27 protein-coding genes and 1 tRNA gene are annotated in these 18,442 nt (G+C 66.0%); 4 read left to right on the top strand and 24 right to left on the bottom strand.

Features of this window, described 5'->3' with window-relative positions; genetic code table 11:
* Positions 1-473 precede the first annotated feature (473 nt).
* On the top strand, positions 474-1,778 hold the full coding sequence (locus NA4_RS40900; RefSeq protein WP_157129423.1) for a hypothetical protein: 1,305 nt from the start codon (positions 474-476) through the stop codon (positions 1,776-1,778).
* A gap of 869 nt (positions 1,779-2,647) precedes the next feature.
* Here the strand turns inward: NA4_RS40900 and NA4_RS32115 are convergent.
* The 19 genes from NA4_RS32115 to NA4_RS32025 form a co-directional block, all read right to left on the bottom strand.
* Positions 2,648-3,013 (bottom strand): ASCH domain-containing protein, encoded by a 366-nt coding sequence (locus NA4_RS32115; RefSeq protein ID WP_245671687.1) that lies wholly within the window; start codon positions 3,011-3,013, stop codon positions 2,648-2,650.
* The gene (locus tag NA4_RS32110) at positions 3,001-3,204 is read right to left on the bottom strand and encodes a hypothetical protein (RefSeq protein WP_067478761.1); all 204 of its coding nucleotides are present in this window, start codon (positions 3,202-3,204) and stop codon (positions 3,001-3,003) included. The genes NA4_RS32115 and NA4_RS32110 overlap by 13 nt, the downstream gene beginning before the upstream one ends.
* Positions 3,201-4,127, bottom strand: a complete 927-nt coding sequence (locus NA4_RS32105; RefSeq protein WP_067478758.1) for a DUF2637 domain-containing protein — start codon at positions 4,125-4,127, stop codon at positions 3,201-3,203. The genes NA4_RS32110 and NA4_RS32105 overlap by 4 nt, the downstream gene beginning before the upstream one ends.
* A gap of 3 nt (positions 4,128-4,130) precedes the next feature.
* Positions 4,131-4,538: a hypothetical protein gene (locus NA4_RS32100; RefSeq protein ID WP_067478755.1), complete on the bottom strand. Its 408-nt coding sequence runs from the start codon at positions 4,536-4,538 to the stop codon at positions 4,131-4,133.
* Positions 4,539-4,563: 25 nt separating this feature from the next.
* On the bottom strand, positions 4,564-4,833 hold the full coding sequence (locus NA4_RS32095; protein WP_067478752.1) for a hypothetical protein: 270 nt from the start codon (positions 4,831-4,833) through the stop codon (positions 4,564-4,566).
* A gap of 18 nt (positions 4,834-4,851) precedes the next feature.
* Complete coding sequence (locus tag NA4_RS32090; protein WP_067478749.1) at positions 4,852-5,889, bottom strand: toprim domain-containing protein; 1,038 nt, start codon at positions 5,887-5,889, stop codon at positions 4,852-4,854.
* Positions 5,889-6,305: a hypothetical protein gene (locus tag NA4_RS32085; protein ID WP_067478746.1), complete on the bottom strand. Its 417-nt coding sequence runs from the start codon at positions 6,303-6,305 to the stop codon at positions 5,889-5,891. The genes NA4_RS32090 and NA4_RS32085 overlap by 1 nt, the downstream gene beginning before the upstream one ends.
* The gene (locus NA4_RS32080; RefSeq protein ID WP_067478743.1) at positions 6,305-7,735 is read right to left on the bottom strand and encodes a coiled-coil domain-containing protein; all 1,431 of its coding nucleotides are present in this window, start codon (positions 7,733-7,735) and stop codon (positions 6,305-6,307) included. The genes NA4_RS32085 and NA4_RS32080 overlap by 1 nt, the downstream gene beginning before the upstream one ends.
* Before the next feature lie 37 nt (positions 7,736-7,772).
* Positions 7,773-8,138: a hypothetical protein gene (locus NA4_RS32075; protein WP_157129421.1), complete on the bottom strand. Its 366-nt coding sequence runs from the start codon at positions 8,136-8,138 to the stop codon at positions 7,773-7,775.
* 23 nt (positions 8,139-8,161) lie between these two features.
* On the bottom strand, positions 8,162-8,791 hold the full coding sequence (locus tag NA4_RS32070) for a hypothetical protein (protein ID WP_067478738.1): 630 nt from the start codon (positions 8,789-8,791) through the stop codon (positions 8,162-8,164).
* Positions 8,792-8,829: 38 nt separating this feature from the next.
* Entirely contained in the window at positions 8,830-10,824 is a 1,995-nt protein-coding gene (locus NA4_RS32065; RefSeq protein ID WP_067478735.1) for a type IV secretory system conjugative DNA transfer family protein, read from the bottom strand.
* The gene (locus NA4_RS32060; RefSeq protein WP_067478732.1) at positions 10,821-11,912 is read right to left on the bottom strand and encodes a hypothetical protein; all 1,092 of its coding nucleotides are present in this window, start codon (positions 11,910-11,912) and stop codon (positions 10,821-10,823) included. The genes NA4_RS32065 and NA4_RS32060 overlap by 4 nt, the downstream gene beginning before the upstream one ends.
* Positions 11,909-12,286 carry a GIY-YIG nuclease family protein gene (locus NA4_RS41975; RefSeq protein ID WP_174553022.1) on the bottom strand — a complete coding sequence of 126 codons (378 nt, stop codon included), beginning with the start codon at positions 12,284-12,286 and terminating at the stop codon, positions 11,909-11,911. The genes NA4_RS32060 and NA4_RS41975 overlap by 4 nt, the downstream gene beginning before the upstream one ends.
* Positions 12,283-12,675 (bottom strand): RRQRL motif-containing zinc-binding protein, encoded by a 393-nt coding sequence (locus NA4_RS32050; protein ID WP_157129420.1) that lies wholly within the window; start codon positions 12,673-12,675, stop codon positions 12,283-12,285. The genes NA4_RS41975 and NA4_RS32050 overlap by 4 nt, the downstream gene beginning before the upstream one ends.
* Positions 12,672-12,977, bottom strand: a complete 306-nt coding sequence (locus NA4_RS32045; RefSeq protein WP_067478723.1) for a hypothetical protein — start codon at positions 12,975-12,977, stop codon at positions 12,672-12,674. Before NA4_RS32045 ends, NA4_RS32050 begins: the two co-directional genes overlap by 4 nt.
* Positions 12,974-13,312, bottom strand: a complete 339-nt coding sequence (locus NA4_RS32040; RefSeq protein ID WP_067478720.1) for a hypothetical protein — start codon at positions 13,310-13,312, stop codon at positions 12,974-12,976. Before NA4_RS32040 ends, NA4_RS32045 begins: the two co-directional genes overlap by 4 nt.
* Positions 13,309-13,668, bottom strand: a complete 360-nt coding sequence (locus NA4_RS32035) for a hypothetical protein (RefSeq protein WP_067478717.1) — start codon at positions 13,666-13,668, stop codon at positions 13,309-13,311. Before NA4_RS32035 ends, NA4_RS32040 begins: the two co-directional genes overlap by 4 nt.
* Positions 13,669-13,813: 145 nt before the next feature.
* Positions 13,814-14,086, bottom strand: coding sequence for a hypothetical protein (locus tag NA4_RS32030; protein WP_245671686.1), 273 nt, complete (start codon positions 14,084-14,086; stop codon positions 13,814-13,816).
* Positions 14,083-14,295: a helix-turn-helix domain-containing protein gene (locus NA4_RS32025; protein WP_067478714.1), complete on the bottom strand. Its 213-nt coding sequence runs from the start codon at positions 14,293-14,295 to the stop codon at positions 14,083-14,085. The genes NA4_RS32030 and NA4_RS32025 overlap by 4 nt, the downstream gene beginning before the upstream one ends.
* A gap of 150 nt (positions 14,296-14,445) precedes the next feature.
* On the opposite strand from NA4_RS32025, the gene NA4_RS32020 reads away from it, so the two are divergent.
* The gene (locus tag NA4_RS32020) at positions 14,446-15,186 is read left to right on the top strand and encodes a helix-turn-helix domain-containing protein (RefSeq protein ID WP_067478711.1); all 741 of its coding nucleotides are present in this window, start codon (positions 14,446-14,448) and stop codon (positions 15,184-15,186) included.
* Between the two features lie 6 nt (positions 15,187-15,192).
* On the top strand, positions 15,193-15,663 hold the full coding sequence (locus NA4_RS32015) for an NUDIX hydrolase (RefSeq protein ID WP_067478707.1): 471 nt from the start codon (positions 15,193-15,195) through the stop codon (positions 15,661-15,663).
* A gap of 19 nt (positions 15,664-15,682) precedes the next feature.
* On the opposite strand, the gene NA4_RS32010 is transcribed toward NA4_RS32015, so the two are convergent.
* The 3 genes from NA4_RS32010 to NA4_RS32000 form a co-directional block, all read right to left on the bottom strand.
* A complete protein-coding gene (locus NA4_RS32010) occupies positions 15,683-16,156 on the bottom strand; it encodes an HD domain-containing protein (protein ID WP_218022483.1) in 474 nt (157 codons plus the stop codon).
* A 119-nt stretch (positions 16,157-16,275) separates the two neighbouring features.
* Complete coding sequence (locus NA4_RS32005) at positions 16,276-17,208, bottom strand: tyrosine-type recombinase/integrase (protein ID WP_067478701.1); 933 nt, start codon at positions 17,206-17,208, stop codon at positions 16,276-16,278.
* A gap of 97 nt (positions 17,209-17,305) precedes the next feature.
* Positions 17,306-17,379: transfer RNA gene (locus NA4_RS32000), tRNA-Ile, on the bottom strand.
* 110 nt (positions 17,380-17,489) lie between these two features.
* On the opposite strand from NA4_RS32000, the gene NA4_RS31995 reads away from it, so the two are divergent.
* Positions 17,490-17,939 (top strand): nitroreductase/quinone reductase family protein, encoded by a 450-nt coding sequence (locus tag NA4_RS31995; RefSeq protein ID WP_067478698.1) that lies wholly within the window; start codon positions 17,490-17,492, stop codon positions 17,937-17,939.
* On the opposite strand, the gene NA4_RS40895 is transcribed toward NA4_RS31995, so the two are convergent.
* A complete protein-coding gene (locus tag NA4_RS40895) occupies positions 17,924-18,085 on the bottom strand; it encodes a hypothetical protein (RefSeq protein ID WP_157129419.1) in 162 nt (53 codons plus the stop codon). The two genes, NA4_RS31995 and NA4_RS40895, sit on opposite strands and share 16 nt — an antisense overlap.
* Before the next feature lie 65 nt (positions 18,086-18,150).
* On the bottom strand, positions 18,151-18,442 hold a 292-nt coding region (locus NA4_RS31990; RefSeq protein WP_157129418.1), incomplete at its 5' end, for a zinc-binding dehydrogenase.

Genomic DNA, 18,442 nt, shown 5'->3' with positions numbered 1-18,442 from the left:
TGGCGGCCCCCACCGGGCGCGTCGGCGGCACGCCAGCGCCACCCGCTTCCGATCCGAGATGGTTGATTTCCGATAACCGAGAAGTGTGGGCACGACGAGAGCCGTACCCGTCTTGGTCTCCCGCAGCCCGAGCACGAATCGGCCCGCAACGCCCGGGATGACTGGCCGTGGTCCCGTCCCACCGCGTTGCCGAACACATGAATCGACCAGTTCTCGAGGCGGGATGTGCGCGACCTCCGGCCGCGTGGCCCTGCTGACTGGTGTCCTGCATTGTGTTCCCGCGCCCCTCTACCGTAAAGAGCGACTACGGCGTCACTACATGATGGCTATCGCCCCCCTTGACCGCGGAGCCTCCACACGAGAAAGGCAGGCCCTATGGGCAGGCAGGGAAGCCAGCCCTGCTATGTGCACGCCACCACTCAACAGGGCCAATTTGGCTACCAGCTCAGTGGTTTGCTTCGTACACTCACCGTGTGGAGAACATGGACGCCCTTGCCGACGACTTATGGAACGCCTATACGCGTTTCGTATATTCTATTGAGCTATCCTTAGAGTGGATCGATTCCCCCCTATTTTCTGACGATGAAATAAATCTCGGTCTTGTGGGCGAGATGTATTCATATCTCAGCTCCGATCAACGATCCGAACTTTCCGATCACTTAGAGGGATTCGGGAAAGCGTTGGAGAGGGTTGCGCGGGAAGCTATGGCCGGTAAGCGCAACAGTGAACCAACAGTTGTTAAGTCCTCCCAGGATAAGGAAGTTTCAAGCGCCTTCTTCTTGATAACGCGAAATTTTGCTTCTACGATCACTCATCCGAAACGAAGCAACCATGCCCATTCGGCTGCGATTGTATCGATCTACTCGTCGTTCGAGATTTTCGCTGGCGAGCTGCTTGAAACTCTCTACTGTCAGCGGCCTGCGATGATTTCAGGAAACCCGTCAATCTCTCTGCGCGATGTATCCGATCTTTCCGATGGGCAATCGATCCTTAAGAGGATTGCGGGTCGCCAGGTAGAAGCGGAACTTCAGGAGCCGATCACCACATGGATTGAGAGACTGGCAAGACACGGTGGAATTTCATTGCCTCGAAAGCGGTGGGATTGGCCCCATCCTTGGAATCATATCTGTGCCATTTCAGCTATCCGAAATTGTGTCGTTCACTCCGGCGGGAAAATCGATAAGAAGCTTATGGCCCGCATGTCCGATATCGGCCAAGAATCTACCCTCGGCGCGGAGGGTAGCTTGATTTCCCTAACGGAATCTGACATACATGAGAGTCTTGAATCCTGCCTGGAGGCGGCCTCTCAACTCTACTTCAAGCTGCTTGTCAACCAGATTTCCGGAACAAATAGTAAAGTCGACAGGCAGGACTACGAGCCTAAGATGTTGCATCGCATCTGCGATCTTCAATGGGATTTAATGAGCCGTGGTCATCATCGGATCGCACGAATTATCGGTACATGTCGTCCTCGAGCCGACCTAGCTTTAGTTCGTAAGATAGATGCTGCGGCCTGGACTGCTGTCGTCTTGGAGGGCGTCGGCGCAATAGACGAAGACTTGGAGTCTAAAAATTGGGATCACGGCCCTGTGGCGACTATCCATAAATATGCCCTACTAGATGATCGGATGAAGCTTTTTGATGCTGTCGTAGAAGCAGTAGAGAGTGGTTCGTTGCCTAAGGTTGTGTTCCTATTTGCGCCGGAATTTATTCTGGCAAGGCAGCGCCTCGACGATAAATACGAGGAGCTACGCCAAGGCTGGAAAACCCGGCCCTGACAGTCCAGGTCATTCGGGCCACCAGATTGCTGCGGTTCGCGTCCAACGGCATTGCTTAGCTAGGGAAACGTCCTGGCGCATGACGAGACGCGCGCCTAGCAGTGTGGATCTGGCGGGTCGTTCTTTCAGGTAGATGGCGCGGGACCAGAGCGGGACCACACGATTGGCACGCAGACGAACAAGCCCCACGTCTTCAACGTACCGCGCACCATCAAAAACTGCACGTGACTAGGTAATTCATCGCCCAGGCCGACCTGGGGGTCAAGTGGTTGATCGCCCCACCGACTACCTTCCTGTTGTGGTCCATCCCCGCCCAGCAGCGTGCGACACGCGCGCTACACAACCTGCCCCTCACGAAACACGCGCGCCCTGCACCGCCGCCCACGCTCCCGACTCCTGCACAGCACTGAGCGCGCCCTTGCGCGCGAACACGCCACTGTCGGTGGCGCAGCTCTATACGCAACTTCCGCACCTGACGCAACCACCCACCCAACCCTCCTTTTGTGGTTCTCCGTTCCTTGTGGTCTCCCCGCCCTTCTGGTCCTTCCCTGCTTTTGTGTTTTGTGTTGTCTCCTGCCCTGCCCGGCCGACACTCTCTATGAACAGCGAAGCCATAGAGAGTGTCGGCCGGGCAGGGCAGGAGGCGGCGCAAAACACCCCAGGTCAAACGCCAGTTTGGCCTGGGCATGCCGGGACAGTGCCGGGACCTGAATATCCCGGCATTGTCCCGGCTCTATCCCGGCAGTGTCCCGGCACAGTCCCGGCAGTCACGGGCCCGTCGACACCCTCGCGACGGTCCCCAACATGCCAGTAGGCCCGCCTGGCGGATGCCGGGCGGGCCTACTGGACGGACTTGCTGCTGCCGTCAGCTATTCGGTTGTTGCGGTCTCGGTCTCGCAGTAGCGCCACTCGATTCGGGTGACCATCGTGTTGGGCTGGCAACCAGAGTGGGTGGCGCAGAAAAACTCGACGAACTGGCTCGGGCTCAAATTCCCGAAACCCTCGGCGAAAACGTCTTCCGGCGTGATGGCGCCCAGTGGTTCCCGCCGGATCGATACGATCTCGACGTCGACGATCCGGACAAGCGGGTCCCCAGGACGGCGGCCCATGACCTTCCGGCACAGGGTGACCCGGTCACCGGGTCGGAGCATTCGCCAGCCCAAGCGGCGGGTGACGGTCTTGGTGCGGGCGTGGACTTGCGGTTCGGTGAGTGACACCGACATCAGGCGGGGCATTCGAGGCCGGCCTCCTGTCCGAGCGGTTCGGCCACGGCGATTTCGCCGTAGACGCGGACCCCGAACCCGTTGCGGTTGGGGTAGGTCCGTTCGCGAAAGCGGGCGTCGAACCCGCAGGCGGTGAGCATCGCGGTTACCGCGGCGATGGCGTCGGCGTCGCCGGACAGCCGGATGTTGACCACACTGGTCACGGGTGGGCACCTTCCTGGATGTGTTCCTGGGCTGCGGTCAGGGTGCGGGTCACGGTCGATTTGGTGATCTGGACGTGTTCGGCGATGCGGGCGTGGGACCAGCCCTGCTCGTGGCGCAGGCGCAGGATCTCGGCCACCTTCTCCGGGTCCCGCCGACCGGACGGGTCGCCGCTGCACACCGACTCCGCGACGGTCGTCCACCGGTCGGTGTCCACTGCACCGCGCGCCGGTGCGTGGTGCGCAGGGGCCTCGATCGCGACTGGTTCAGCGGTGCGCGCCAGCTCGACCGACGGCGTCGACGCGGCGAGTTCGGTCGATGTCGAGCGGGTCTCGGTGTGGACCTCGCGCACCGACACGGTGCACACGGGATCGGGCCGGTGCGTTGGTTCCGGATCGGTGCGAACCGCTGGTTCGGTGGTGGTGCGATCGGTGCGTGCGAGCACCAACAGGGCGATGGTGGCCTGTCCGATGGCGCCGTCGATGATAACCGGGAACAATCCTGCCAGCGATTTGCTCATCCCGACCTGGATCGCGAGTTCCCGCAGAGCGTCGAACGACAACGCGAACGCGATACCCGCGATCGACGCGGTGAGCAGCACAACCACCCAGTAGGCGAAGCGCGCCTTGTTCTGCGCACGGACGAGCAGACCGACACCGTGAGTTGCTGCCAGCAACGCTACCGGCGGGAAACATGCCACGAACGCCGCGATCCACCGCTTGTCCTCCGGCGCGTTGATCCATGCGTGAACGATGTTGCCCGCGATCGACATCGCCGCCACCAGCAGCAGCTCACCCCAGAAGAACCGGACCGCCGACGCCTCCTCCGGGGTCCGCGCACCGCCCTGTGCACCGTCTGGTGCGCTGTGGTGCGCAGCAGACACGCTGCTGCGCACCACGTCCGCACCGGAATCGAATCCGGTCACGACTCACGCACCCTTGCTCACAGCGGCCGGGGTGTAGACGGCAGTGAACAACCGAGCACGCGAGTACTCCGGGTCGGGACCGGTGTAAGTGACCGACAGGGTCGCACCGATCTCGAAGTCCTCCGCACCCGCGGCTTCCATCGCCTGGCCGATGGCCTGTTCCATCCGCCAAGACACATACAAGTTCCGCGGCCCGGCACCGGTTTCGAGAGTGATCACGGTCTGCATGACGGGCTGGCCGGCCTGGTCGAGTTCGACCTCACCCGGCGCCCCGCCGAACTTGAGTTTCGGCTCCTCCACCGCGGCGGTGATGCGGCCGTAGATGGTGGTGGCGGGCGGGGTGGTCTTGGTGAACGCCGACGCGGGACGCGCGGCACGGCGGAAACGCTGTCCGAAGGTGTTGCTGGTCATGGTGATGAGGTCCTTCCTGTTGTGGTCAGCGGCTGCGGCGCCTGTCGCGGGGCTGAGGCTCGGGGTGGTCGGGGTGATCGGTGAAGGTGGTCAGCTCACCGAAGTCGCGGTATTCGTTGGCGATCTCGTCGTAGGCGACGTCGAAATCGGGCAGCCCCTCCAGCTGGGCGCGGTGGGTGTCGAGGAAGCGGTAGTAGGCGTCGGTGGCGCGGCACAGGCCACGCTGGAGCTCCAGAGCGTGCAGATAGGCGTGGGTCTCGTTCGGGTCGGTGGTCATGTCGGGTTGGTCCTTCATGTTGTGGTCGGTGGAGGGTCAGCGGCTGCGGGTCCGGTCGGCCCGCCCGCTGAGGTGCAGGTCGTGGACGCTGCGCTGGGGGCGGGGCCGGTCGAGGTACGGGACGGGGTCGAGCTCGGACAGGTCGTATCCGGCGTCGAAGTGATCCGAGAGGTCCTTGCCACCGCGGGCCTGCATCACCCGGACCTCTCCGACACGGTCGGTGAGGGTTTCGGCGACGCGGGCGGCGTGCCGGTAGCCGGGGCGGTCGCGGTCGGCGACCACGATCACGCGGGCTGCCCCGGCCAGCCAGCGGGCGTGCTCAGGGGTCCATTTCCCGGCGCCCATCGCGTTGCAGGTCGCCAGCTGCCCGGCCCGGTTCGCGCGCTGCACGTCCTTCTCGCCCTCGCACACATACAGCTCACGCCCGGTGTCGAGCGCTTCCCGGACGTCGGCCAGCTTCCACGGGATCGGGGCGAAACCGTTGTTGTCCCAAGCTGTTCCGGTCCAGCGCCGCTGGTAGAAGCTCTTGGCGTGCCCGTGCTCGTGCGGGGTGTGCAAGCGCACCACTGCGCCTTCGACTCGGCCGTCGGGCCACCGGTAGATGTAGGTGTCGACTGCCTCCGGCTCGCCGATCTGGGCGCCCAGGTCCCGTCTAGCGGGCAGCGGGAACCGTGCAGCGAGAATGGCTTTCTCGACCGGCGAGGCGACGCTTACCGGGCGGGCGGGCCGCCCGCCGGCCGCGAACGGCCGACGAGCAGAACCCTGCTGGTTGATGCGCTCCGGTAGCCGGTCCCACAGGTCACGCACCCGCAACCCGATCCGGTCCAGCACCTCCTCGTCGTTGCAGCGCGCCCAGCAGCGAACCATCGTTTTGCCCTGCTGCGGGTCGTACCGCACACCCAACGACGGGTTGTGGTGGTGGCCGTCACCCTCGTGCACCGGGCACAAGTAGTTCGTCCACTGCTGCGGCGACCGCGGCATCGGCGGCGGACCGACCCGATGAACCAGGGCATCGGTCACCACGTCGTAGGAGCGTCCCGGGTACGAGTTGCGCTGTTGCGGGTGCGTTACCATCACCGCCCCCGCTCGACCTGCGTGCGGTCCGATCGGGGTGTGGGCTGCTCGGATGTGGCGCGGGCGGTGTAGCGGCGGGCGGCGTCGCGGACTTGCTGGCTGCTTCGACCGGCCAGTTGTCCAGCCTGGAGCAGACTGCGGTGCTGGACGTCGGTGACCCCGCCGCCGTTGTGGGCGATGTTGTCGATGAACCGGAACATGGTGTCCGGTGCCTGCCGCCAGTCCTCGTAGGCGTCCGACAGGTAACCCCAATGCTCGGCGTGCGGGCCTTCGCCCCACCGCTGGTCGATCTGACGGCGCTGATCACAGATGTTGTCGATCTCGGCGTCGGTGGCGTCGGGCCGGTACATCTGCTCGGTGAGCTGGGTGTACTCGGCGAACTCCGCCCGCATCGCTTCCTCGTGCTCGCGTTCCATCACCGGCTCCGCTCGATGCCGTTGCGGCCGTGACCGTTCCGTTCCGGCCGCGGCCAGGACTGCGTGTCTGCACCGGCCTGCGCTTGGTCGCTGCGCTGGCGCCGGTTCTCGTCGCGCACGGCGTCGAACGACTCCTCCACTGGGTCCAGGCGTGGCTGTGACGGGTCACGCGGCACGGCGCCGTGTTTCTCGGCGTAGGCCAGCAGCTCACCGTCGGTGGCCGACTGCGCCCAATCCCGGAAACGCTCCCCCAGATGCTTTCCCTGGTCGGAGGCGGCGAGGTCACGCAACTCGGTGAGGAAACTGGCGCGTTTGCCCACCGCGTCACGTCTCACCGCGTCGCTGCCTTGGCGCATCGCCTCCTGGAACTGCTCAGCGGTCAGCTCCGGCCCGGTGTGGTTGCCGTTCGCGGCGGCGCGGCGCCGACCGCTGCCATATCGCTGGTGTTCCGGGGTTGCCTGAACGAGTTTCTGCACCGCCTCGTCGCGTTCCCGCTTCAGCTGGTCGCGTTCGGCGGTGATCTGCTGGATGCCGGACTGGTCACGCAGTTCGCGGATCTCGGCCGCAAGCCGCAGGTTGCGGTTCTTCAACGCCTCGATATGACCTTCGGCGGAATCAAGCTTGCGACGCATCTCATCCCGGTCGGCAGTGACAGAGTCGAGGCCGCGCTGAAGCATCCCGACCCGTGAGCCGAGCCGGTCACGATCAGCGATCACGTCGTTGAGCTGGCGCTCGACTTCGGCCAACCGGTCATGGTCGCGCCGGGGCTGCTCGGAAGGCGGGTCGGTGCGGTCTACCCCACGCACATGCTCGTCGAGTTCCCGCCTACCGGCGAGCTCGGCCCGGCGGATCTGCTGGATCGTTTCGGCCTGCTCCGGCGTCTCCGCCCGTCGCTGCTCGCGCTGCGGGTTGTGGGTCTGCTGCTCGCGGATGGAGCGGGCGACCTGCGCCCGGTAGCGCAGGGCGTCGATGCCGCGGACCTTGTGTGCCTTGTCGAACAACCGGCCCGGCTCGAACTGCGGGAACGTGGTGGCCGCGTCCAGCCCGTCCAGGGCGATGCCCTGTTCGGTTTTGGTTAGCCGGTCGTTGGCGACGATGCGGGCGCGCAGATCGTTCGCGTGCCGGTTCAGCGACTGCGCGTCCCGGTAGCGGCGTTCGTGGTCCACGCTCGGGTTGTGCGCGCGTTCGGCGACCGCGAGCGCGTGCGCGCGGTAGCGGTCGATCATCTCCTGGGTCCAGGTGAGGTGGTGTTCGCGTGCGGTCTGCTCGGCGCGGCGCTGCTCGCGCAACGCCAAGCTGATCTGCTTGCGCACTTTCCGCCGTTCGAACCAGTTGGTGGCTTGGGCGTGCAGACGCAGCATGTGGGTCAGGGAGTGCCCGAACTTGCGGGCCTCGGCGATCAACTCGTCCTCAACACTGCGGTCAGACATGGTGATGGATTCCTTTCTGCGGTAGCTGTTTTCGGGGTCATCGGGTCCGCTCGACGCGGTTGCGTCGGCGGGCGAGTTCGTCGGCGGCGGCGTCGGTGAGCTTGAGGCGGGTCGCGTACTGTCCGCGGACGGTGGCGATCCACTGCTCGGCACCGTCCAGTTCGCGGTCGGCCTGCGCCAGCCCGTGCAGTGCAGCGTCGGTGGCCACCACGGGGTCCATCGGTTTACCGAGGGTGTCCACCGCCAGCGCCTCCGGATGACGGCGCAGCGTGGCGTACTCGCGGCGGATCGCGTTCAGCTCCCGCCGTAGCTCGGTCAGCCGGTCATCGACGCCGTGCAGACGCTCGTACAGGTCAACCGGCGCGGTCCGGATCGGTTCGTCAGGGATCTTGTTGGTGCTCAACGGGTTTTCCTTCCTTGTGGTGGTCACCGGGCGTGGGCGTTAGCGCTAGTGGTGCGGTTGGTCTCGTGCTGGGTGCGGGCGCGGTCGATGCGCTCGACCAGGGCTCGCAGCAGGGCGACGATGGCGGTCGCGACGGCGGCGACGGCGTGGCCGACACCGGCGGTGGCGGTGTCGATGGCCTGCAGCAGCGGCGGGCGGTGGGCGGCGTTCCACCACAGGTAGGCCACCCACGCGCCGCCGTAGACGGCCAGCGGACCGACCACCAGCGGCCCCTCACCCCATCCGGCGGTCACGGCTGCGCTGACCACAACGGCGGAGGCTGCCGCGGTGCGGCGCGCGGTCTGCGCTCGTGAGCGCGCTGGGACCGGCGCCACTGCGGCGGTGGGCTGTTCGTTGGGTCCGTCGTCGAGGTCGGGAACGACGGTCAGCGCGGCGCGGCGGACCGGCCCGGTGTCAGCGGCGGGTCGTTCGGTCTGTGCGGGTGCGGCGGTCGGGGCGGTGTCGAGGTCGGCGATACCAGCCAGCCAGTCCTCGACTTCGTCGGCGAACAGTTCGCCCGCGATCGCAGGATCGGTCGGTGTCGCGGCAGGTTCGGGCCGCCGCTGGCCATCGTCGTTGTCGTCGTTATCGTCGTGCGGGCGGATGATGCGCATTGGCTTGCCTTCCAATTGGTTTCGGAAAAATTGCGAGTTCAGGCGGGCGCGTCGGCGGTGACGGGCTCGGCCTCGAGATCGGCGCCAGTGGTGCCGGGCAGGGGGCGCACGGTGGCGGGGTCGACGGGCACGACATGCCCGAACTGGGCGCGTCCGGCCTTGGCGTAGACGAATTGGCCGGTGTCGAACTGGCGGACGCGGTCGGGGTCGACCAGCCACTTCTCGCCGACGGACACCTGGCCTTCGTCGCCGGTGCGCTGGCCCTTGATCAGGTGCCGCGACGGCAGCATGTGCCGGACCGACCCGAAGTGCTTGCACAGGTCTCCGGCGTTCTCGACGTAGCCGAGCAGCACCCCACCCGCGCAGGACTTCAAGATCCGGTTGAGCGCCCACTGATCCCCGGCGACGCCCTCGGGGCTCTGGGCGGCGAACAGCACGCTGACACCCTGTGAGCGGCCTCGCTCGCACACCTCTTCCAGCCCGATCGAGCCCTGGCCGGTGGTGAGCGCGCTCAGCTCGTCGATGATCAAGGTGACGCTGCGACGCTGGTCCTTCGCGGTGCGGGCCGCGCGCTGCATCAGCATCCGCAGGATGGCCGCGACCTGGGCGCGGGCGGCGTCCTTGTCAAGGCCGGGCACGGTCACATACAGCACGTCGAGGGTGTCGAGGTCGACACCGCCGTCGAACACCATCCGCCCGTCCTCGCCCTGCAACGAGTCGAACAGGTTGCTGGCTTTGATGAGCATGTCGTCGATCTGCGGGACCTTCTCCGCCTGCAGCGCCTCGACCATCCGCCTCACATCCGGCGCGTTGCCCCAGATGTCGAGCAGCTTGTCGGCGTCCAGGCGCTCCAGGAACTCCGCCGAAGACCGGGGCGGCCCTACCGGGGCATCGACGACAAGCGAGACGACGCGGCGGCGCAGCTCGTCGAAGTGCTGCCCCTCGGAGGTCGACGCCTGTCCGGCGTTGAGCATGTCGCCGAGCACCGCCCGCTGGTCACGGGCGCGCATTGCCCACACGTCCAGGCGGGCGCCGTGGGGAACCTCGGCGATGCGGTCGGCAGCGATACCGCGGCGCTGGGCGATCTCGCGCAGCTCGTGGCCCAGGATTTTGTCGTCGTTGCCGCCCTTGCAGGACACGACCACCAGCAGCGGGCGCGGGTGCTTGCCCCGCATGCCCGGCACGTCCTTCCACCGCTGCCAGGCGTTCCACTCGTATTCGAGCATCCCGACCGCGTACCGCTTGATCAGCTCCGTCTTACCCGAGCCGGTCGTACCGATCGCGGCCATCTGGCGACGCGCTTCCTTGTGCGGCACCACCATCCACGCCTGATGCCGCGCGGTCAGCTCCGACCACAAGCCGAGAGGGTTCGCCGAACGCCGGTCCGCCAGCGGCCCTAGCACGATCCCGTCCGTTGTGGTGAACGGGGCGCCGACCGACCGCGCCGCCCGAGCGGCCCCGGCGAACTGCCGCGCGGCCATCGCCGCCTGTACCCGCTCGGTGCGGCCCAGGTTCTTCAACCCGACGGTGTTGGTCTTGTGCACGAACGACGCCCACCAATAGGTCGCCGCCAACGCGGCAACCGGGGCACCGAGCACGACCATCGTGCGCAGCCCACCCACGTCGCCGTCGGCGACCCGCGCCGCACCCGACCACAACAGGGAGGCGGGCGTCGACCACGATCCGCCGGCCACCGCCGCAGCGGCGGGCAGCAGCAGCGACCCGATCGCGAAGTTGCGCAACCGGTGCGGCGCCAACGGCCACCGCGCCGCGACGGCCACGATCATGACCAGCATCGCCACGATCACGACACCGCACACCGTGGCGGTGCCCGCGAAGTCAGCGACGGCGGCGAAGGCGGGCAGGTCGATGCCGTCGAGCTGCTTGATCGGCGGCTTGACCGGGTGAATCTCGATCGACGGCGGTGGCGCCTGCTCGATCGACGGCGCGGCCGGTGCGGGTGTTGGGGTCGCGGTGTGGAGGGGGTCGCAGTCGTCGGGGGTAAGGATCGGTAAGCAGTTCTTGTTGGTCATGATGCTTCCTGCGTGAGATGAATGAGAGTGCGGCGGCGGCGATTCGGGCTCTGCTGCTTCTGCGCCTCGCGCATCGCGGCATACCGGGTGAGGAACTTGGCCCATTCGCGGTCGAAGTCGCGGATCACCAGATCCAGCGCCAGATCGCCGAATTCGTTGTGCGGCAACCGCTCCGAGGCGGCCACCACGTTGTCCAGCACGGCGGGGTTGCGGCACAGGTACAACACGCCGACCAGCGCTTCGTCGCGGCTGTCGCGGGCTGCGCGGATCGCGCCCTTCAGCGCGATATCCATGTAGTCGGGGTCTTTCTTCGACAGCTCGACTTCCAGCGCCCACCAGCCGTGGCGGCCCTTCACGACGCCGAGGAACCGGCCGTCGTGCACGTGCGGGTGCCCCAACCGCGGCTCCGGGCCGGTGGACACCTCCACCGCGCCGGTCTTGCCTTTGCCGGTTGCGGTCTTGCCGACCCGGTGCCGCAACACCCGCTCCGACACCCACAGCTGCGGGTCGGAGCCGACCAGCATGATCCGAGCCTGCGCCACCGCGCGGTAGTGCTCGGCCAACCCCAGCGGCGGACGCCAATCGGCGGGACGCCACCCCAGATAGCGGGCGGCGGTCACACGCGTGGGCACCACCCACTTCTCCCCGGCCTGCACGTCCTCCAGCTCGTAGATGCGGCCTTCGTCATGCAACTGCTTGGCCAAGCTGTAGACGTGGTTGCGTTCCATGCCCAGAAACCAGCCCAACACGTCCACCTGCATGCCGTGCATGTCCACCAGCGCCCGCAACGCTTTCGTCTTCCGCGGCGTCGAACGGCTCGCCCGCTCCCCGCGCAGCAGGTCTTGGACCGTGGTGCGCGGCAGCCCGACCCGCCGCGCGATCTCGGCCTGGCTCACCTCGCGGGCCCGCAGCGCGGCGACCTCACCGAGCACCTGCTCCACCTGCCGCGCCCGGATACACAACTGGCGCGCGATCTCCTGATAGGTCAACCCGCTGCCGCGCAGTCCGGCGATGATCTGATCGCGGTGCTCGAACTCCAACGCCGCGTACTGGTCCCACCGCGGCGCGTTCTTCGTGTTGTGGTTCAACGACCTCGTTCCCTTCCCTGCCCCCGAGTGATGCGGCGGCGAGCGGTGATCTCGGCGCGGGCCTGCGCGACCACGCCGCGCAGCTCGGCCGTGTCCTCGCGTGGGCTGACTCCGCACATCGGGCAACGGCGCGATGCGCCACCTGTGCGTTTCAGCTGCCGCTCCCGGCCCTTGGTGCCGCCCCACGTGCGGGCCAGTGACCAGCCGATCCCGGCCTGGCCGATCACTGCCAACAGTCGCGCTCCGCGCCCGGCGCGGTGCTCGGCCAACCGGGCCTCCAGATCGGTGGTCCAACCGGTGTAGTGCTTCGCGTGCCGATACGGGCGCTCGAAATGCAGCAGGTAGACCACGCCTTGCGGTTGACGGCGGCTCATCGGGTCCGCCCCCTATCCCGCCCACGGCGACAGGCCGCGATGTCGGCGCGGGCCTGCTGGATGAACTCGCGCATATCGGTGGCGTCGATCCCGCGACGCTCGCACGCCTGGACGAACCGCTGCCGGCGCGCCAGCTGCAACGCCTCCAACTGCACAGCGGTCGGAACACGTTTCGGCACAGCGGTTTCCACGTCGTACAGGTACGCCTCCAACGGCCCCCGCGACCCACCCCGAGCGCGCAGCACCTGCGCCTCATACTCACCACCCGGGCTCTTGCCGTGGCGGGCGAGCTGGCGACGGGTCCGCAGATACTGCGGCGCCAAACCCCACGGCCACGTCGGGATACCGAACCGCTTGCCATCCGGATCGTGAAAACGACTGCTGCTCATCGCGACCGCTCGATCCCGCGAGACTTCGGCTGGTCGCGGCAGGTCCGTGCCTGCTCAGGTCGTGGGTCCAGCATCTGAATCCACGCATCGACCTGCTCGGCGTGCAACGACTCCCTGACCGAGTTGACGTGGTCGACCTTCGCCCGCGCGGTCCGGCGATCCGCGTCGTCCCATGAACACGCCGCCGCGGAGGCTGCATAGAACATGTCCGTCAGGACGCCGTCCACGACAGCCAGCCGCTCCTGCTCCGCCTCCGCAGCTAGCGCAGCCAGATCCGCCGACTCGAATTCCTGCGCACTCACTTCGCCACCTCCGGCACGTGCTCACGCGGCACACACGACCCGGGCGGCTCCGCCGGAACTCCCGCATTGAGCGGGCGGCAGATGTTCGGAGACGGCACGTAGTCCTGCTGATCGATCCACGCCGCGGTGCATCCGCCCATCGCGACGAGCAGCAGCACCGCCACAGCGGCGATCCGCATCGTTGGCGGCAACACACCCAGCGGGGCGTACACCGCACCGACCCCGGTGAACTCCGGACCGGCCATCGAATGCAACGGGTTGTGACCACCACGGCGGTCGAAATGGGTGACCGTGTACCCCTGAACAGGCCGGTCCTGCCGCCACGGCGCGGTCACCGCGACCGCCCCCGATCAACCTCCGGCCGGTCGACCCGCTCACGCTCCGGCTGCGGATACTCCCGGACCTTGGCCGCGCACTCCCGCGCCGACACAAGCCACTTCGCCGGGTAGTACATGCTGTCGGCGGCACAGTCGAGCCTCTGGACAGCGGCCTCGACATTGACGCTGCCGAACTCCTCGGGCAACCACGGGTTCGACCCCGGCTTGTCGAACCGGTCGGCGTGCGCCTCCAGCGCCCGGTAGCGGGCCTGCAACGCAATCGCCCGCTGCCGCAACAACTCCTGCTCACGGATGATCGCGTCCAACTCGTCCAGCAAGTCGGCCGAATCGTGCAGCGGCTCGTTGATGCTCATCGCCGAACCCCCCACCGCCGCGACGACCGCCAGAACGCGATCGCACCCAGCAGCATCACCGTGAATCCGACAACCTCCGGCGCCGTCAGCACCGCATAGCCGAGAGCCACCGCGACAACCGCGAAACCAAATGTTCGGGCGCGCATCAGAACTCACCGCCCTTACGGCTGCGGCTGCGACGACGGCGAGCCTGCGACGACTTCAATGCAAGCCGCGTGTAGTGGGCCTTCCGCGCCTGATCAGCGCGGTACGCGCGCTCCTCCGGGCTGAGCAGCCCATCGGGATCGACAAGGCGGTCAAACTTGCTTGCCATCGCCGCCCGTGCCTTCGCGGTGCGCGCCGCGCGATCGGAAGTCTTCGCCCAGGACTCGTGCGCCGCGATCCGCGCCTGCAATGTCCGCTCCACCGGGGTGCTCATGCCACACCGCCGTTTACGACTGTCGCGGCGGGGCGAATCAGCGCCAGCACCTCGTCGCGTTCCACTCGCAGGAGGCGGCCGTTCACCCGGAATCCGTTGAGGTCACCGGCCGCGATCCAGTTCCGGATCGTCTTGGTGTCGACGTCGACGAGCGCCGCCGCAGTCTTGAGGCTGATCAGATTCCGCGCCTCACTAGACGTCCTGTCCATCAATGCCCGCTCCTTCGAAAAGTGGGAAATTCCTTGCAGTTCCACACTTTTCGCTGAAGTGGCAGGCGTAGGCACCGCATAGGTGGACTTGTCCGGACGTCTTAGGTACCGTTAGAGACGTCCCTAGACGTCCCTGAAAATGGAGGCGAAATGGCGAACGAACGCCTTCGCAGTGCGATGCAGCAGGCTGGCCTCGACATCCCGGACGTCGCCGACAAGGCCGGAGTGGAGCCGAAGACCGTCGAGCGGTGGATCACGAAGGGCCGGGTGCCCTACCCGAAGCACCGGCATGCGGTCGCCGCCCTGGTCGGAGAAACCGAGAACTACTTGTGGCCGGACGCACTCGCGCCAGAACGAAAGGTCGAGGTTGCACAATCAGAAGTCCTGACGGTCTACCCACACCGCAGTGCAATTCCAAGTGACCTGTGGAAGCGGCTGCTGTCGAGCACAAGCGAGCGACTCGACGTCCTCGTGCTCGCGGGCTTGTTCCTTGCCGAGGAGCCCGAGTTCACACGAACGCTGCGCAAGAGGACATGCGACGGGCTGAAGGTTCGGCTGCTGTTCGGTCGCCCAACCGCAGCAGAAGCCGACAAGCGCAGCGCCGAGGAACGTCTGGCGGCAGGCACCGTGCCCTCGCGTATCAACAACGCACTCGCACTGATCGAACCGCTGGCCGATATCGACGGCGTCGAACTGCGATACCACGACACGACGCTCTACAACTCGGTGTTCCGATTCGACAACGAGATGATCGTCAACATGCACGTCTACGGGCTGCCGGGCGCGCATGCCCCCGCGCTTCATCTGCGCCAACTGCCTGCTGGCGACATGTTCCAGACGTATATGACCAGCTTCGAGCACGTATGGTCGAACGCGACCCCCGAAAGGTGATCGTTCATGACGCGGACCGACTATTTCCATGACCCCGACGCGCCCACGCCGAACAGCATCAAGGTCGCAGTGAGCGCCCTAGTGCGCGATTCACAGGGCAGAATCCTGATGATCCACCGCACCGACAACGATCACTATTCGATCCCTGGAGGCGGACTGGAGGCGGGCGAGACGGTCACCCAGGCGGTCGTTCGAGAGGTCAAAGAAGAAACCGGGATCGATGTCCAGGTGACCGACCTCATCGGAATATTCTCGAATCCGGAGCACGTCATCGCGTACGACGATGGTGAAGTTCGCCAAGAGTTCTCCATCTGCTTTCGCGCCGACCCAATCGGCGGCGAACTTCGAACTAGCTCTGAATCGAAAGAGGTCAGATGGGTTGCGCCCAGCGATGTTTCATCACTGGACGTACATCCCTCGATTGCGCTTCGTATCGACCGGGGCCTGACTCCCTCGGCAGGGCCGTATTACACGTAACAGCCCCATGAGAAGCTAATTATTCGCGCAGTAGCTTCTCGGTACGGTCAGCTGCTTCGATCAGCTCAGGCGCCGCCTCAGCCAACGACCTGGATACGACATGGTCCGGGCCGTACCGTTCGCGAACCTCGGCAATGCGAGTGCGCACATCCGTCGTTTCCCCGGTTGGCGTCGTCGTCATATCCGCCCACCACAGCGCGTCACGCAATGCCGTTTGCTCGTCCGGCCAGTTGATCACGATATTGCGGTTACGCGCCTCGATACAGGCGCACGAATGGTTCGCAACAAGAGCGCACAGCCGCTCCGGCACGCCTTCACGCCGCAGGAACTCGGCGCCATCCACCGGATGGAATCCAGTCCTACGGATCGATGGCGCGTAGCCGATGTCGTGCAGCCACGCCGCAGCCAACAAGAGGTCGCGGTCATCAACCACGTCGACTGCCTGCCGAGCCTGCCGAGCAACGCCTTGGACGTGCCGCCACCGCCGAGACATTCCGACGAGGTTGTCCCGCGCCAGCTTCGCAGCCCACGCAACGAAGTCATCGGTCATACGGCTAACCGTAGCGCCTCCCTGAATGACCTGCTGCTGCCCGGAGACTGCCTCGGCCAGCCCTACAGCTTGTCTCCAAGACGTGCTCGGCGGTGGGCTGCTTTTGCGCGTTCGTCGGCAACAGACTTGCCGTATCGATCGAGCATCTGCCTCGAGCGCCATCCGGCCAGCATCATAAGATCCTGCTCCTGGCCGCCGTTGGCGAGCCAGTTGTGGGCGAACCAGTGGCGCAGCATGTGTGGGTGAATGTGGTCGATGCCCGCGGCCTCGGCGCGGCGTTCCATCATCTGCCGTATGCCGTGGTCGGTCATCGGACCTTGCCGACCGAGCCACAGCCGGTCGCTCTTCTTCGCGAACGGATGTTGGTTGCGGGCGCGCAGGTACCGGCGTAGTGCGATGCGCGTCTTGTCGCCGAACGGTGACGATCGTGGCCGGCCGCCCTTGCCGACGACCAGCGCGCTGTTCTCCTCGAAGTCGAGATCGTCCATACCGAGGTTGGCGACCTCGCCGCAGCGACACCCGGTGTCCGCGAACAGACGGATAACCGCGTTGTCCCGCCGCGAATCGAAGTCGGTTCCGGCGCACTGGTCGAGTAGGGCGCGCAGGGATTCGAGACTCGGGACCGGCACGAGCTTGTCCGGAGCGTCCGGGAGGCTCAACCTGTCGAACGGGTCGGAGTCGATGATCTCCTCGGCCGCAAGGTATTTGAAGAACTGCTGAAGGCTCCGATACTGGCTGCGCGCGTACTGCGGGGACAGCGGCTCACCGGTCCGCCGGTTCGTCCTTGACAGCAGTGTCTCGATGTACCCGCCGATGTGGTCACGGGTGATCTCAGGCGCGTCCGTCGGCAGAGCTTCGGAGATCAGGTACTCGGCAAAGTAGCCGATGTGGACCAGGTAGACCTCGATCGTCTTCTTGGCGCGGTTCTTGCGCCGTAGCTCGGTCGCGAAGTCGTCTCGCAACTCGCGGATGTCGTCCAGCGAAGCAGTCCCCATCCCCAGATGCTACGGCAATAATCTATTCGTGGACGAGCGCTGTTCTAGATCGAAACCTCTCCAGAAAAACAAAAACCCCCTGCTCAGAGGGGGTTTGTGGGGCGGGCGGGGCTCGAACCCGCGACCAATGGATTATGAGTCCACGGCTCTAACCGACTGAGCTACCGCCCCGTGCCGCGCGAATCCGCGAGCGTTGGGGATGCTACCGGGTCGGGCGGGGTGGGGACCAGTCGCGGTTGGTGACTTAGGGTTGGGTGTCGAAACCTACTGGAGGGTCAGGTATGGCCGGGTTGTTCATCAAGGTATTGAAGGCGCACCAGTGGGTGTACGAGAACTCCGGTGGGCTGGTGGGGCATCGCCTGTTGCTGGGGAATCCGACCCTTTTGCTGCGGACCGTGGGACGCAAGAGCGGCAAAGACCGGACCTCGGCGCTGACATATGCGCGCGACGGCGAGGACTATTTGGTGACGGCGTCCAATGGCGGCTCGCCGCGGCCGCCGGGGTGGCTGGCGAATCTGAAGGCGCGACCGGAGTGTGAGATCCAGGTCGGGCGGCGCAAACTGGCGGTGCGGGCGCAGGCGACACTGCCGGATGATCCCGATTACGCCCGGCGATGGGCGATCGTCGACAAGGTGAATCAGGGTCGCTACAGCGCCTATCAAAAGCTGACCAAGCGGCCCATCGCGGTGGTGGTGCTGACCCCCGCCGAGCGGGGTCAGTCGTCGCGGTAGTTCTCGTCCCAGCGGACCTCATAGTCTTCGGCGTCTTCGCGGTCCCATGGCTCGGCATCCTTCGGCGGACGACTGGCGAACTGCACGACTGCGACGACGAAGCCGAGAACCACGATGACGATACCGACAATGAGCAGAGTGTTCACCCCGGCACAGTAGCGCCGCTACCGGGGTTGTGCACTACATCACTTGTCCAGATCGGAGTGATTGTTCACACCGTTAACAAAGTCCGCCCTACGGCAGCCCTGGACTCGATGGCTGCATGCGCCCGATCGGCCTGTTCCAGCGGAAACGTCTGACCGATGACGACCTCCAGCCGCCCGGCGGCAACCTCGGCTTGGGCCCGCTCGGCGAGCGCCTGCCAATCGGTGCCTGCGCCGGCGATGTCGAACAGTCCGTACACGGTGACACCACGCTCCGCCGCCACCCCATCCAATGAGGCGAATTCGCCTGCGGCAGCACCGTATCCGAGGAACCGGCCGCCCTCCGCCGCGGCCGTGACC

Origin of the sequence: Nocardia amamiensis NBRC 102102 (assembly GCF_001612745.1) — a bacterium.
Taxonomy (GTDB): domain Bacteria; phylum Actinomycetota; class Actinomycetes; order Mycobacteriales; family Mycobacteriaceae; genus Nocardia; species Nocardia amamiensis.
The sequence above is the reverse complement of the archived record's forward strand: the minus strand, read 5'-3'. Positions and strand labels throughout refer to the sequence as shown.

What these genes read in the sequence shown, in the direction of transcription:
- NA4_RS32115 (WP_245671687.1), bottom strand. Translation starts at nt 3,013, where the DNA reads ATGCCCCGCCTGATGTCGGTGTCACTCACCGAACCGCAAGTCCACGCC.
- NA4_RS32090 (WP_067478749.1), bottom strand. Translation starts at nt 5,889, where the DNA reads ATGGTAACGCACCCGCAACAGCGCAACTCGTACCCGGGACGCTCCTAC.
- NA4_RS32005 (WP_067478701.1), bottom strand. Translation starts at nt 17,208, where the DNA reads ATGGGGACTGCTTCGCTGGACGACATCCGCGAGTTGCGAGACGACTTC.
- NA4_RS32030 (WP_245671686.1), bottom strand. Translation starts at nt 14,086, where the DNA reads ATGAGCACCCCGGTGGAGCGGACATTGCAGGCGCGGATCGCGGCGCAC.
- NA4_RS41975 (WP_174553022.1), bottom strand. Translation starts at nt 12,286, where the DNA reads ATGAGCCGCCGTCAACCGCAAGGCGTGGTCTACCTGCTGCATTTCGAG.
- NA4_RS32050 (WP_157129420.1), bottom strand. Translation starts at nt 12,675, where the DNA reads ATGAGCAGCAGTCGTTTTCACGATCCGGATGGCAAGCGGTTCGGTATC.
- NA4_RS32025 (WP_067478714.1), bottom strand. Translation starts at nt 14,295, where the DNA reads ATGGACAGGACGTCTAGTGAGGCGCGGAATCTGATCAGCCTCAAGACT.
- NA4_RS31995 (WP_067478698.1), top strand. Translation starts at nt 17,490, where the DNA reads ATGGCCGGGTTGTTCATCAAGGTATTGAAGGCGCACCAGTGGGTGTAC.
- NA4_RS32095 (WP_067478752.1), bottom strand. Translation starts at nt 4,833, where the DNA reads ATGAAGGACCAACCCGACATGACCACCGACCCGAACGAGACCCACGCC.
- NA4_RS32070 (WP_067478738.1), bottom strand. Translation starts at nt 8,791, where the DNA reads ATGCGCATCATCCGCCCGCACGACGATAACGACGACAACGACGATGGC.
- NA4_RS32015 (WP_067478707.1), top strand. Translation starts at nt 15,193, where the DNA reads ATGACGCGGACCGACTATTTCCATGACCCCGACGCGCCCACGCCGAAC.
- NA4_RS32035 (WP_067478717.1), bottom strand. Translation starts at nt 13,668, where the DNA reads ATGAGCATCAACGAGCCGCTGCACGATTCGGCCGACTTGCTGGACGAG.
- NA4_RS32020 (WP_067478711.1), top strand. Translation starts at nt 14,446, where the DNA reads ATGGCGAACGAACGCCTTCGCAGTGCGATGCAGCAGGCTGGCCTCGAC.
- NA4_RS32065 (WP_067478735.1), bottom strand. Translation starts at nt 10,824, where the DNA reads ATGACCAACAAGAACTGCTTACCGATCCTTACCCCCGACGACTGCGAC.
- NA4_RS32080 (WP_067478743.1), bottom strand. Translation starts at nt 7,735, where the DNA reads ATGTCTGACCGCAGTGTTGAGGACGAGTTGATCGCCGAGGCCCGCAAG.
- NA4_RS32100 (WP_067478755.1), bottom strand. Translation starts at nt 4,538, where the DNA reads ATGACCAGCAACACCTTCGGACAGCGTTTCCGCCGTGCCGCGCGTCCC.
- NA4_RS32010 (WP_218022483.1), bottom strand. Translation starts at nt 16,156, where the DNA reads ATGTCTCGGCGGTGGCGGCACGTCCAAGGCGTTGCTCGGCAGGCTCGG.
- NA4_RS32085 (WP_067478746.1), bottom strand. Translation starts at nt 6,305, where the DNA reads ATGGAACGCGAGCACGAGGAAGCGATGCGGGCGGAGTTCGCCGAGTAC.